Here is a 13,048-nt window from a genome sequence, read left to right on the forward strand (position 1 = left end):
TACCGCGCAGGGTCGGTCATAACCTCCTGCTGCGTCTGAGCACACGCAAGCCGGACGTGCTGCGCTTCCTGTCCAACCCGGCCGTGCCGTTCACCAACAATCTTGCCGAGCGCGATGGCCGGATGATGAAGCTGCGCCAAAAAATCTCCGGCGGCTTCCGCGCTGTAACCGGCGCCGAGGACTTCGCCGTTATCCGCTCGTTCTTCTCGACCGCCAAAAAACAGCAATGGGACGTGCTGAACGCAATCAATGCGCATCCAAACGTCCTAATCGCCCAACTCAAATTGGCCTGATCCCGGTCAAAAGACCTGGGCAGTTACCTTTTTTGCAAAAAAGAACGCCTTGCTTTGCCTTTTACGCCACCGACGTCTCATGCGTCGCCGAGAAGTGAATCTCCGGCGCGCGCTCCTGCGCATAGCGCAGCGACCAGGTATCACGGGCCAGGAACACCGGGCTATCGTCACGATCGAGGCCCATGGTGGATTGGTTGGCGTCGATGAAGTCTTTCAGGCGTTTGGGGTCGGTTGAGGTGATCCAGCGGGCGGTGGTGTAGGGGGAGGCTTCGAAGCGGATCGGGATTTTGTATTCGGTGTCGATGCGGGCGGCGAGGACGTCGAGCTGGAGGGCGCCGACGACGCCGACGATCCAGTCCGCGCCGAGCATGGGGCGAAAGATTTGGGCGACGCCTTCTTCGGCGAGATCTTCGAGGGCGCGGCGGAGTTGTTTGGCGCGCATCGGGTCGGCGAGGATGATGCGGCGGAGGATTTCGGGGGCGAAGCTGGGGATGCCGGTGAAGCGGAGGGGTTCGCCTTCGGTGAGGGTATCGCCGACGCGCAAGGACCCGTGGTTGGGGATGCCGATGATGTCGCCGGGCCAGGCTTCCTCGGCCAGCGAACGGTCACGCGCGAAGAAGAAGATGGGCGCCTGGATCGCCATGGTTTTGCCGGCGCGGACGTGAAACAGTTTCATGCCGCGCTGAAAGCGGCCGGAGCAGATGCGGGTGAAGGCGATGCGGTCGCGGTGGTTGGGGTCCATGTTCGCCTGGACCTTGAAGACGAAGCCGGTGACGCTGGGGTCGGAGGCGGCGACGGGGTGAGGTTCGGCGCGCTGGGTGGTGGGGGCCGGGGCGAATTGGGAGAGCATGGCGAGGAGTTCGACCACGCCGTAGTCTTTCAGGGCGCTGCCGAACAGGACGGGGGTGAGGTGGCCGGCGCGGAAGGCGGTTTCGTCGAACGCGGGGTAGGCGCCGGTGAGTTCGATTGCGTCCTGGACTTCGGCCATCTGCTCGGGCGGCACGGTGACGGGGGCGAAGACCTCGCCCTCGGGGGAGACGCGGCCGATCGGGCGGTGTTCGGCGATGTTCCAGCAGCCGCGAAACAGGCCGCCCATGCCGATCGGCCAGACCATCGGGCAGACATCGAGTGCCAGGGTGCTGGCGATTTCATCGAGCAAGGTGAAGGGGTCCTGGCCTTCGCGGTCGATTTTATTGATGAAGGTGATGATCGGGATGTCACGCAGGCGGCAGACTTCGAACAGCTTGAGGGTCTGCGCCTCGATGCCGCGGGCGGCGTCGATCACCATGACCGCGGCATCGACCGCGGTGAGGGTGCGGTAGGTGTCTTCACTGAAATCCTGATGCCCTGGCGTGTCGAGCAGGTTGAAGACGACATCGTGCCAGGTGAAGGTCATGACCGAGGAGGTGACGGAGATGCCGCGCTGGCGTTCGATCGCCATCCAGTCCGAGCGGGTGTTGCGGCGCTCGCGGCGGGCCTTGACCATGCCGGCTTCGTGGATGGCGCCGCCGAACAGCAGGAGTTTTTCGGTGAGCGTGGTCTTGCCGGCATCGGGGTGCGAAATGATCGCGAAGGTGCGGCGCGGCAGCGTGCCCTGGGTGGTGGCGTGTTCGGGGATCAGGGTCATGTCGTCCATCGCTGTGTTATAGCAACCGGGGGCGGCAATGTGTAGGGAAAGCCAGTGACCCCTGCCCGCTTCGTCAGTGCCGATATCTATCGTGAGCCGATTGCGGTGCCGCCGCATCCGCTGGCGACCTTGCGCGCGCCGCTGGCGGAGGATTTGGCGCGGGCGATGGGGTGGTTGGGGGATGGGCAGTTCGTCGCTGCACCGCTCGCGGATCGGCGCGCGTTGGAGCGGTTTCACGCACCCGATTATATCGATGCGCTGATGCGGGCGGAGGCGGAGCAAGGGTTGCCGGATGACCTGCGGACGCGGTTTCGGATCGGGGCGGATGCGAACCCGATTCACCCGGCGGTGTACCGGCGGCCGGCGACCTCGGCCGGGGGCGCGATGCTGGCGGCGGCGCTGACGGCGGATGGTGGGGTGGTGCAGGTGCCGGGTGCGGGCAATCATCACGCCTGGCCGGCGCGGGCGAGCGGGTTTTGCTACATCAACGACGCGGTGCTGGGGATTCTGGCCTGGCTCGATCAGGGGCTGCGGCGGGTGGTGTACCTCGATCTGGATGCGCATCACGGCGATGGGGTGGAGGCCGCGTTTGCGGAAGATACGCGGGTGCTGACCATCAGCGTGCATGAAGCCGGGCGATGGCCGCGCACGGGCATCGCGACGGATACGGCGCGCGGGGTGATCAATTTTCCCGTGCCGGAAGGGTTCAACGATGCGGAGCTTGGCTGGGTGATGGCGCGCGCGATCGTGCCGATGATCGAACGGTTCCGCCCTGAGGCGATCATGCTGCTGCCGGGGGCGGATGCGCTGGCTGATGACGCGATGAGCCGGTTGGCGCTGTCGAACCACGGGTTATGGGCGGCGGTGGCGGCGGTGCGGCCTCTGGCGCCGCGCCTGATGGTGCTGGGCGGCGGCGGCTATAATCCCTATGCGCTGGCGCGCGCCTGGGCGGGGATCTGGGCGGTGCTGAACGATGTTCCAATCCCCGCAACCCTGCCGCCGGCGGCCTTGGACGTTCTGGCCGGGATACGCTATTTTCGGGGCGCGGCGCGGCCGCGACCGGCGCATTGGTTGACCGCGCTGGCCGATCCGCCGCAAGACTTGGCGGTGCGGCCGGCGGTTCGGGCGCTGGCCGCCTGAATTTTGGAGTGGATCGATGAAGCGACTAACTGGATTTGTGCTGACTTGCGTGGTGATCGGCGGTATCGGCATCGCCCACGCCGATAATGAAATCACCGGGCCGCAGAAGCCGCTGGCGACCGAAACGCTGACCATCGTCAATCAGCACGGCAAGCGCTTCACCTTCAAGGTGGAACAGGCGATGACGCCGCGCCAGCAGGAAATCGGCCTGATGTTTCGCAAAACCATCGCGGCCGACCAAGGCATGATCTTTCCCTGGAACCCGCCGCAGGTCTCCGAAATGTGGATGAAAAACACCCTCGCCCCGCTTGATATGGTGTTCATCGGGCCACACGGCACCATCCGCCACATCGCCAATCAAACCGTGCCGGAGAGCCTGCGGGTGATTTCGAGCCACGTGCCGGTCGCGGCAACCCTGGAATTGCAGGGCGGCATCACCGCCAAGGACGATATCGACGTGGGGGACAAAGTGATCGGCAAGCAATTCGGCGATGACAAGTAAGTTGCTTGCGCTGAAGCCGCACCCGGCATAGGAAGCGGATCATTCGGGGCGTGGCGCAGCCTGGTAGCGCGCTTGTTTTGGGTACAAGAGGCCCCCGGTTCGAGTCCGGGCGCCCCGATGCTTTACGAGGAACCGATATGAACCGCGCCCGCATCTATTTGCCGCCGAAAACCGCCATGCAGTCCGGCTGGGCAAAAACCCACCGCTGGGTGCTGGAATTCGAACCCGCCATGGCGAAAACCATCGACCCGCTGATGGGCTGGACCGGCTCCGCCGATATGCTCGCAACCGAGGTGCGCCTGTCGTTCGATACACGCGACGAAGCCATACGCTACGCCGAACGCCACGGCATCGCCTACGACCTCGAAATCCCCACCGAACATACCCGCAAACCCAAAGCCTACGCCGATAACTTCAAGTTCGACCGCCGCGCCAACTGGACCCATTGACGCCAATCACACCACCAGCAATTGATCCCAGCAACGGCCCCGTAGCTCAACTGGATAGAGCACCCGCCTTCTAAGCGGGATGTTGCGTGTTCGAGCCACGCCGGGGTCGCCACCCCACCGTCGTGCGAGATTGGGCGGGGTGTGGGCTCGTGAGTCAGCAAGGCGGGGGGCTTTGCCCCCTCGACCCCCACTAAGGGCGGAGCCCTTAGAACCCGCTAGTTTTAGGCAAGGGGAGGGCGCTGCCTCGGTGGTTCCGTCGATCTGGCCTGGGTCGCCCTCCCCTTGCCTAAAACTAATGGATTTTAAAGGCTCCGCCTTTAACGGGGTCCAGGGGCAGAGCCCCTGGCCTTGCTTGCTCCCAGGCCACCACCCCACCCAATCTCACGCGATGGTGGTTTGGCCGCGCCAGGCGCGTTCGAACGGCAGGCGCCAGGCGTGGGGGGCGATGAGTTGGTGGATGGATTTTGGGCCCCATGAGCCGGGTTCGTAGAGGCGGACGGGTGGGGGGGATTCCATCAGGGGTTTGGACACGTCCCACAGGCGTTCGATGCCTTCGGCGGTGGTGAACAGGGTATGATCGCCGCGCATGGCGTCGAGGATGAGGCGTTCGTAGGCTTCGAGCACTTCGCTGACCAGGCCGGTGTCGTGCATGGCGAACTGGAGCGAGAGTTTATCGAGTCGCATGCCGGGGCCGGGGCGTTTGCCGTAGAAGGAGAGCGACATTTTGGAGGCGTCGGCGAGGTCGAAGGTGAGGTGATCGGGGCCTTGCGCGCCGACGCCGGAGCCGGCGGGGAACATGCTTTTGGGTGGTTCGCGGAAGGCGATGGAGATGATGCGCTGGCCTTCGGCGAGGCGCTTGCCGGTACGCAGAAAGAACGGCACGCCGGCCCAGCGCCAGTTATCGATCAGGCATTTCAGGGCGATGAAGGTTTCGGTGTCGGATTCCCGATCGACGCCGTCTTCGGTGCGGTAGGAGGTATATTGGCCGCGTACGACGTTGCGCGGCTCGATCGGCAGCATGCTGCGGAAGACCTTGTTTTTTTCCTCGCTGATCGGTGCCGGTTCGAGGGCGGTGGGCGGTTCCATGGCCATGAAGGCGAGGATCTGGAACAGATGGGTGACGACCATGTCGCGGTAGGCGCCGGTCTGTTCGTAGAAGCCGGCGCGCTTGCCGAGGCCGAGGGTTTCCGGCACGTCGATCTGGACGTGATCGATGAAGTTGCGGTTCCAGATCGGCTCGAACAGGCCGTTGCCGAACCGGAAGGCGAGGATGTTCTGGGCGGGTTCCTTGCCGAGGAAATGGTCGATCCGGAAGATCTGATCTTCGGTGAAGACTTCGTGCAGGCGGGCGTTCAGCAGGACCGCGCTGGCGAGATCGGTGCCGAACGGTTTTTCCATGATGATGCGCGAGCGTTCGACCAGGCCGGCTTCGGCGAGCAGGCGGACGGCCGGCAGCGCGGCGTTGGGCGGCACGCTGAGGTAGTGCACGCGCTGGGCTTCGGCGCCGAGGCTTTGCTCCGCGCGCAGCACGGCGTTGCGCAAGGATTCGGGGCCGGCGGCGAGGGTGACGTAGTCGAGCGTTGCGGCGAACGCGGTCCAGGCGGCATCGGCGACGGGGCGGCTCGAAAATTCGCGGAGCGATTCACGGGCGATGACGCAAAAGCCATCGGCGTCGATATCATCGAGCGAGACGCCGATGATCCGGCAGCCGGGGATGAAGCCGGCGCTGCAGAGCTGAAACAGGCCGGGCAGCAGCTTGCGGCGCGAGAGATCGCCGGTGGCGCCGAACAGCACGACGATCTGCGGCCGGGCGGGACCGACGCCCGGGGGGATCGGCCTCATCGTGTGGCGCCTGTGCGGCGCGCGGAAATACGGTGGGGTGGGGTGGGGTCGAGCATCGTTTCGGTCATCCTTTGCCACGTTGCGCCGCAGCAGAGACTCCCGTTATTTCGCGGCGAGGTCAAGGAAGGGGGTCGGGCGCGGCGGATTGCGGCAGTGTAGCGCGCGTTCGTTTATAAAATACAAATGCGCGCGGTCATGCCCGCGGCCATTTACGGGGATCGCCATATTTGTCACACAAGCGACCCTGTATTCATCCGGTTGCGATATAGACTCTTCACTTATCGCGTTTGATTTGCGACTATATCGATAGAGGCTCGGCCGATGGCGTGACGGCGGGCTGGGGTTGCGCGTCGGAACCCATAAGGATCATGCCGTAAGGGAGACCGTTCAATGAAATTATCCGCACGCTACGGGGTTGTCGCCGCGTTGCTGGCTCTCGCCGGTTGTTCGACGACCGCGCAAGGACCGCAGTCGAGTTCGTTAACGCCGCAGGACCTCAACTTCATCACCACCGCCTATCAACTGGTTCATTTCGATCTGAATGCCTGCACTTTCGTGCAGAAAAACACGCTGGAGCCGCAGGTTGTGCCGGTGGTCAACAAAATCTGCGCCGACGCCATGGAATACGCGCCGAAAATCCGCGCCCAGGCTGCCGAGAACAACGTGAGCCTGCCCAACACGCTGCCGACGGAGTTGAAGGCGCAGCTGGTCACGCTGAATTACCGGCCGCAGCCGAATTTGTCGGTCGCTTTCATCCGCGATCAAATATCGAGCCATGAAAGCGCGCTGGCCGTGTTCCAGGACGAGGCTCAGAACGGCGTGAACCCGACGTTCAAGCAAGTGGCGGCGCAAACCGCACCGCTGGTCGAGCAGAACCTGAAAATGCTGCGCGCGGCGCTGCCCGAAGGCACCGGCGAGTAATCCGAAGCCGGCGACCGGGCCGCCCGGTCGCCGGTTGATTACGTTTGGGCGTGTGGTCCCGGCCGCGCAGCCTATTCCGCGAGCACCGCGAAGACCCGGCGCTCGACCTCGTGCTGGCCGAGCGCCTGCATCACGGCGTCGATCGGCGGGCTGGTGGTGCTGCCGGTCAGGGCGGCGCGCAGCGGTTCGGCGACCTTGCCGAGTTTTTTATCGATCGATGCGGCGTAGGCGACCATGGCGGCGTAGAGGGTCGGGGCGGTGTAGTCGGTTTTGGCAAAATCGAGCAGCAGCGCCGAAAGATCGTCGCGCGCGTCCTCGGTGATCAGGGCGGTCGCCTTGGCGGTGAAGGGCAGCGGCACGTCACGCACCAGGAACATCGCGGATTCGGCGAGTTCCACAATGGTCCGGGCGCGTTCCTGCAAGCGCGGCATCATTTCCGCGATGCGCCCGGCGGCGATGGTGCCGATCGGGCCGCCGGTATCGGCTTCGATGCGGTCGATCACCAGTTTGGTCAGCCGGTCGGGTTCGGCGGCGCGCACCCAGACGGCGTTGACCTGGAGCAGCTTGGCGTAGTCCATTTTCGCCGCCCCGCGCCCGACGCCGCTGAGGTCGAACAAGCGGATCTGATCCGCGCGCGACAGGATTTCGGCATCGCCATGCCCCCAGCCGAGCCGGAGCAAATAGTTGCACAGCGCCTCGGGCAAATAGCCGTCGTCGCGGAACTGCAAGGTCGAGACGGCGCCGTGGCGTTTGGAGAGCTTGCCGCCATCCGGCCCGTGGATCAGCGGCAGATGGCCGAATTCCGGCCGCGTCCAGCCCATCGCGTCGAAAATCTGCACCTGGCGGAACGTGTTGGTCATGTGATCGTCGCCGCGGATGACATGGGTGATCGCCATGTCGTGATCATCGACCACGACGGCGTGCAGATAGGTCGGCGTGCCGTCCGACCGCACCAGGATCATGTCGTCGAGTTCGGTGTTCTGCACCCGGATTTCGCCTTTGACCAGATCGCGCACGATGGTCTCGCCGGTACGCGGCGCCTTGAGGCGGATGACCGGATCGATGCCGGCCGGCGCTTCGGACGGATCACGATCGCGCCAGCGGCCATCGTAGCGGAAGGGTTTTTTCGCGGCATCGGCCTCGGCGCGCATCGCGGCGAGTTCCTCGCGCGAGCAGTAGCAGCGATACGCGGTGCCGGCCGCGATCATCGCCTCCGCGACCTCGATATGGCGCGGATAACGGGTCGATTGGAACACCGGCGGCGCATCCGGCGTGATGTCGAGCCAGGCCAGCACGTCAAAGATCACCTGCGTCGCTTCGGGCGTGCTGCGCGCGGTATCGGTATCCTCGACGCGCAGCAGGAAGTCGCCGCCGTGGTGGCGGGCGAACAGGAAGTTGAACAGCGCGGTGCGGACGCTGCCGATATGCAGCATGCCGGTGGGCGAAGGGGCGAAGCGAACGCGAATTGTCATGCGCTGCGCGGTATCACGGTTTGCCTACCAGATGAACCCCGGCAGAATCGCGACAGGGTCGAGCATCGCCTGCGCGCAGTCGCGGCGCGCCTGTTCCGGGCTGGCGACGTGAATTCCGGTCAACACCAGCACGGAGGCGATGCCGGCGGCTTTCGCGCCCGCGATATCGGTGCGCAGCGAATCGCCGAACGCAATGCTGCGATCGCGCGCGGTGCCGAGCAGGTCCAGCGTGGGCGCATAGACCGCCGGGTCCGGCTTGCCGCGCCAGATCACCCGCCCGCCCCAGGACTCGTAGCGCTGGGCCAGCAGCCCGGCACAGACGATGCGCCGGCCGTCGCGGATCACTTCGAGGTCGGGGTTGGCGCACACCATCGGCAGGCCGGCCTTCAGTGATTCCGCCAGCAGCCCGTCGAACGCGGCGGAATCGTCCTGCGCGGCCAGATCATCCGGGCCGGTGTTCAGCATGAAATCGGCATCGGCCGGTACGCTCACCTCAATCAGGTCGAGCCCCTCGAACAAATTGCGGTCGCGCGCGGGGCCGAGATGCACGAAGCGCGCGCCGAGCGATACGAAATCCGGATCGGCGCGGGTCGCCAGCGCGCGCCGCACCACCTCGCCGCTGGTCACCACGCCGTCATAAGTGCCGGGCGCGATGCCCATTTCACCCAGCGACGCGGCAACGGCGGCCGCCCGGCGCGGCGCGTTCGAGAGAAACACCACCCGCTTGCCCGCCGCCCGCAGCGCCGCCAGTGCTGCGATCACGCCGGGATAGGGCCGCACCCCGTCGTGCACCACGCCCCAGAGATCAACGATGAACCCATCATAGCCAGCGGCCAGATCGGCGATGCTCATGGTGTCAGCTCCGCCAGACGATCGGCATCCCGCCCGGTGATGTCGGACAGGCGCGCGCAGCCGTAGCGATCGAGCAGACCGCCCAGCCCGGCCACGATCCGCCCGATCACCGCCGGGCCCTGTGCGACGAAACTGGTGTAAATCTGCACAAGGTCCGCCCCGGCGCGGCATTTGGTGAACGCCTGTTCTGCATTCGCCACACCGCCCGCGCCGATCAGCGTGAGCCGGCCACCGGCCAGCAGCCGCACGCGTGCCAGCATCCGCGTCGATCGATTGAACAGCGGCGCGCCCGAAAGACCACCCGCCTCGCCGCGCGCCGCACTGGCGAGGTCAGCGGGCCGCGCGAGCGTGGTGTTGCTGACGATCAGCCCGGCCAGGCCGCGCGCCACCGCCAGCGAAACCAGATCGGGCAGCACCGCCTCATCCAGATCGGGCGCGAGCTTCACGAACAGCGGCGGGTGCCCCCCCGTCTCGCGCCCCCCCGTCTCGCGTGCCACCGCGTCCAGAATCGCATCGAGCCGATCGACCGACTGCAAATCGCGCAAGCCCGGCGTGTTCGGCGAGGACACATTGATCACGATGTAATCGGCATGCGGCGCCACCTTGCGCACCAGCGCCGGGTAATCCGCCAGCGGCGCGGCGCCCTCCTTGTTGATGCCGATATTCGCGCCGACCGGAATGCGCGACCGATCCACCCGGCGCAGCGCCGCCACAAACGGCTCGATCCCCGCGTTGTTGAACCCCATGCGGTTGATCAGCGCGCCATCCTGATCGAGCCGGAACAGGCGCGGCTTCGGGTTGCCCGGCTGCGCGCGCAGCGTGACCGTACCCGCCTCGATGAACCCGAAACCGAGCCGCGCCAGCCCATTGCAGGCGACCGCGTTTTTATCGAACCCGGCCGCCAGACCGATCGGATGGGCCAGGGTGCGGCCGAACGCGGTGACCGCGAGCCTGGGATCGGCCGCGATGCTCTGGCTGCCGGCCAACCCGTAGCGCAGCGCGGCGATGGCGGCGTCATGCGCGGTCTCGGGTGCCAACTGCCGCAGCCAGGGCGCCGCGACCGCGGAGAGCGCCATTATTTCGCGAACACCACGATCTCCGGCGCGGTCGGCGCCGTCACATGCGCCAGCGCCGTGCCGGCACCGAGCGACACGTTGGAGGGAGCCACACCATCAGCCGCGATCGCATCGGCCACCTGCGCGGCCTCGGGTGCGAGTTTCGCCATCGCCAGTTCGGTATCGCTCGGAATCGCCGCCGCCGGCCCGGTCACATAGACGCGAAACTGCGCCTTCGGATTGATTTTCAGCGCCGCGTTCACCGCATAGCGCACCGCCGGTGCCCAGTTCTGCGTGCCTTCGGGAATCGTCACCAACGGCAGCTGACCATCGAATTTGGTCAGCGCCGCGACATCGACCAGCGACGGTGCGTCGGGATAGGGCGAGATAAGCTTGCGGCCGGGTAGCATGCAGCCGGCCAGGGCAAGCGGGACGAATACGATGGGGATGAGGATGCGGCGCATGCGCGGCCTTTACTGGACGCTGGCCCTGCCGACAACAGGGCCAAACATTAACGTCTGCTTAAGCTTAGCCGCCGATCGTCCGCTGCATCTGCTCGCCCAGCCCCGCGACGCCGAGTTTCATGGTCTGGCCCGGGCGCAGGAAGATCGGGTTGGGCTTGACCCCCATGCCGACGCCCGGCGGCGTGCCGGTTGCGATGATATCGCCCGGCATCAGCGCGATGAACTGGCTGACGTAGGAGACCAGCGTCTTCACGCCGAAAATCATGGTTTTGGTATTGCCGTTCTGCATCCGCTTGCCGTCGATCTCGCACCAGATATCAAGCGCCTGCGGATCGGGCACCTCATCGCGGGTCACAAGATACGGCCCGGTCGGCCCGAACGTCGCGCAGCCCTTGCCCTTGTCCCAGGTGCCGCCACGGCGGGTTTGGTATTCGCGCTCGCTGACATCGTTGATCACGCAATACCCGGCGACATGATCGAGCGCATCATCCTCGGACACGTAAGACGCGGCGGTGCCGATCACCACGCCGAGTTCCACCTCCCAATCGGTCTCCTTCGAGCCGGGCGGAATCATGACATCGTCGAACGGCCCGTTATAGGCGCTGCCCGCCTTGATGAACACGATCGGCTCCTTGGGAATCGCCGCCCCGGTTTCGGCCGCGTGATCGGCATAGTTCAGCCCGATGCAGATGAAATTGATCGGGCGCGGCACCGGCGCGCCGATCCGCACATCGTCGGCCACCACCGGCAGGCTCGCCAGATCGATCGCGGCCAGCCGCGCGAGCGAGGCCGGCGAGAGTGCCGCGCCATCGAGCACCGGCAGATGCGCCGACAAATCGCGCTTCACGCCCGCCGCATCGAGAATTCCGGGCCGTTCCATGCCGGCCGCGCCATGTCGAAACAATTTCATCGGATCGCTCCTGTCCCTGATTTATTAAGTGCTTCTAAAGCGCCGCGCGGAGCAAGCCAAGGGGCCACCTCACCGCTTCATAGCGGTGATGAGAATAATCGACACGCCTCACCCGCGTCTATGGGCCGAAATTACCCTTGCAGTACGATCGTTAAAAATATTAAGCTATCGTACCCCATCAAGGACACCCCCATGAGCCAGTCCGCCGCCCGTTCGAACGATCCGCTGATCCATCATTGGATGCCGTTCACCGCCAATAAGCAATTCCACGAAGCGCCGCGCATCATCGCCCGCGCCGAGGGCGTGCATTACTGGAATACCTCCGGCGAAAAACTGCTCGATGCCGTCTCCGGCCTTTACACGACACCCGCCGGCCACGGCCGCCGCGAAATCCGCGAAGCGGTGTCCCGCCAGCTCGAAGAACTCGACTACGCGCCACCGTTCCAATACGGCGTGCCCGGCGCCTTCCGCCTCGCGCACGAACTCGCCCAGATGCTGCCCGCCGGACTCAACCGCGTGTTCTTCGCCGGCGGCGGATCGGAAGCGGTCGAATCCGCGCTCAAAGTCGCCATCCAATACCACCGCGTGCGCGGCCAGGGCCAACGCCAACGCTTCGTCGGCCGGGCGCGCGGCTATCATGGCGTGAATTTCGCCGGCTGGTCGGTCGGCGGCATGGTGAAAAACCGCGACGCGTTCGGCCTCGGCCTGCCCGGCGTGTCGCACATGCGCCACACCCATATCGAGGCGAACCGCTTCACCATGGGCCAGGGCGAACACGGCGGCATCGACCTCGCCGATGATCTGCAACGCATGATCGACCTGTACGGCGCCGATACCATCGCCGCCTGCATCGTCGAGCCGATCGCCGGCTCCACCGGCATCCTGGTGCCGCCCCAGGGCTACCTCGAACGCCTGCGCGCCATCTGCGACAAGCACGGCATCCTGCTGATCTTCGATGAAGTCATCTGCGGTTTCGGCCGCACCGGTCACGCCTTTGCCGCCGATGCCTTCGGCGTCACGCCCGACATGATGACCATGGCCAAGGCCATCACCAACGGCAACATCCCGATGGCGGCAATCGCGGTGCGCGAAGACATCCAGCAAACCATCCTCGATGCCGCCGGGCCGGACGCGATCGAGTTCTTCCACGGCTACACCTACTCCGGCCACCCGGTCGCCTGCGCCGCCGCCCTCGCCACACTGAAAATCTACCGCGACGACGATCTGTTCGGCCGCGCCGCCGCCCTCGCCCCCAAATTCCTCGAACGGATCGCCGGAATGCGCGATTTGTCGATGGTGATCGATACCCGCGGCTACGGCCTGCTCGGCGCGGTCGATCTCGCAGCCGACGGCACGCCCGGCAAGCGCGGCTTCGCCATTCTGCGCAAGGCGTTCGAGCACGGCCTCGTGCTGCGCGTCACCGGCGATACCGTGATCTTCTCGCCCATGTTCATCACCACCGAAGATCAGCTCGACGAAATGTTCGACGGCCTGCGCGCCGTGCTCAAGACGGTCTGACGC

General features: G+C 65.5%; 13 protein-coding genes and 2 tRNA genes. 8 read left to right on the top strand and 7 right to left on the bottom strand.

Annotation, left to right across the window (positions count from 1 at the left end; genetic code table 11):
• The coding region (locus BW994_RS13905; protein ID WP_139334116.1) for an IS66 family transposase at positions 1-293 on the top strand (293 nt) is incomplete at its 5' end.
• 61 nt (positions 294-354) lie between these two features.
• Here the strand turns inward: BW994_RS13905 and BW994_RS13910 are convergent.
• Positions 355-1,920 (bottom strand): peptide chain release factor 3, encoded by a 1,566-nt coding sequence (locus BW994_RS13910; RefSeq protein ID WP_456303724.1) that lies wholly within the window; start codon positions 1,918-1,920, stop codon positions 355-357.
• A gap of 54 nt (positions 1,921-1,974) precedes the next feature.
• Between BW994_RS13910 and BW994_RS13915 the strand changes: the two genes are divergently transcribed.
• The 5 genes from BW994_RS13915 (at position 1,975) to BW994_RS13935 (ending at position 4,123) form a co-directional block, all read left to right on the top strand.
• Positions 1,975-3,060, top strand: coding sequence for an arginase family protein (locus tag BW994_RS13915; protein WP_076454649.1), 1,086 nt, complete (start codon positions 1,975-1,977; stop codon positions 3,058-3,060).
• 16 nt (positions 3,061-3,076) lie between these two features.
• Positions 3,077-3,562: a DUF192 domain-containing protein gene (locus BW994_RS13920; RefSeq protein WP_029314315.1), complete on the top strand. Its 486-nt coding sequence runs from the start codon at positions 3,077-3,079 to the stop codon at positions 3,560-3,562.
• Positions 3,563-3,606: 44 nt separating this feature from the next.
• Positions 3,607-3,680 (top strand) — tRNA-Pro (locus BW994_RS13925).
• 19 nt (positions 3,681-3,699) lie between these two features.
• Complete coding sequence (locus BW994_RS13930) at positions 3,700-4,011, top strand: ETC complex I subunit (RefSeq protein ID WP_029314317.1); 312 nt, start codon at positions 3,700-3,702, stop codon at positions 4,009-4,011.
• 35 nt (positions 4,012-4,046) lie between these two features.
• Positions 4,047-4,123 (top strand) — tRNA-Arg (locus tag BW994_RS13935).
• 269 nt (positions 4,124-4,392) lie between these two features.
• Here BW994_RS13935 and zwf read toward each other — a convergent pair.
• Complete coding sequence (gene zwf, locus BW994_RS13940; protein ID WP_029312446.1) at positions 4,393-5,853, bottom strand: glucose-6-phosphate dehydrogenase; 1,461 nt, start codon at positions 5,851-5,853, stop codon at positions 4,393-4,395.
• Positions 5,854-6,243: 390 nt separating this feature from the next.
• Here zwf and BW994_RS13945 point away from each other — a divergent pair, with 390 nt between their 5' ends.
• Positions 6,244-6,774 carry a DUF4142 domain-containing protein gene (locus BW994_RS13945; RefSeq protein ID WP_029312447.1) on the top strand — a complete coding sequence of 177 codons (531 nt, stop codon included), beginning with the start codon at positions 6,244-6,246 and terminating at the stop codon, positions 6,772-6,774.
• Positions 6,775-6,845: 71 nt separating this feature from the next.
• Here the strand turns inward: BW994_RS13945 and gltX are convergent, their stop codons facing one another.
• The 5 genes from gltX to BW994_RS13970 form a co-directional block, all read right to left on the bottom strand.
• Positions 6,846-8,246, bottom strand: a complete 1,401-nt coding sequence (gltX, locus tag BW994_RS13950) for a glutamate--tRNA ligase (protein ID WP_029312448.1) — start codon at positions 8,244-8,246, stop codon at positions 6,846-6,848.
• 24 nt (positions 8,247-8,270) lie between these two features.
• Complete coding sequence (locus tag BW994_RS13955; protein ID WP_029312449.1) at positions 8,271-9,098, bottom strand: TIGR01459 family HAD-type hydrolase; 828 nt, start codon at positions 9,096-9,098, stop codon at positions 8,271-8,273.
• Positions 9,095-10,177 (bottom strand): quinone-dependent dihydroorotate dehydrogenase, encoded by a 1,083-nt coding sequence (locus tag BW994_RS13960; protein ID WP_408734954.1) that lies wholly within the window; start codon positions 10,175-10,177, stop codon positions 9,095-9,097. Before BW994_RS13960 ends, BW994_RS13955 begins: the two co-directional genes overlap by 4 nt.
• The gene (locus BW994_RS13965; protein ID WP_029312451.1) at positions 10,174-10,617 is read right to left on the bottom strand and encodes a hypothetical protein; all 444 of its coding nucleotides are present in this window, start codon (positions 10,615-10,617) and stop codon (positions 10,174-10,176) included. Before BW994_RS13965 ends, BW994_RS13960 begins: the two co-directional genes overlap by 4 nt.
• Before the next feature lie 64 nt (positions 10,618-10,681).
• Complete coding sequence (locus BW994_RS13970; RefSeq protein WP_029312452.1) at positions 10,682-11,527, bottom strand: fumarylacetoacetate hydrolase family protein; 846 nt, start codon at positions 11,525-11,527, stop codon at positions 10,682-10,684.
• 192 nt (positions 11,528-11,719) lie between these two features.
• On the opposite strand from BW994_RS13970, the gene BW994_RS13975 reads away from it, so the two are divergent.
• The gene (locus BW994_RS13975) at positions 11,720-13,045 is read left to right on the top strand and encodes an aspartate aminotransferase family protein (protein ID WP_029312453.1); all 1,326 of its coding nucleotides are present in this window, start codon (positions 11,720-11,722) and stop codon (positions 13,043-13,045) included.
• Positions 13,046-13,048: the final 3 nt, after the last annotated feature.

The organism is Acidiphilium rubrum, from assembly GCF_900156265.1.
Taxonomy (GTDB): Bacteria; Pseudomonadota; Alphaproteobacteria; order Acetobacterales; family Acetobacteraceae; genus Acidiphilium; species Acidiphilium rubrum.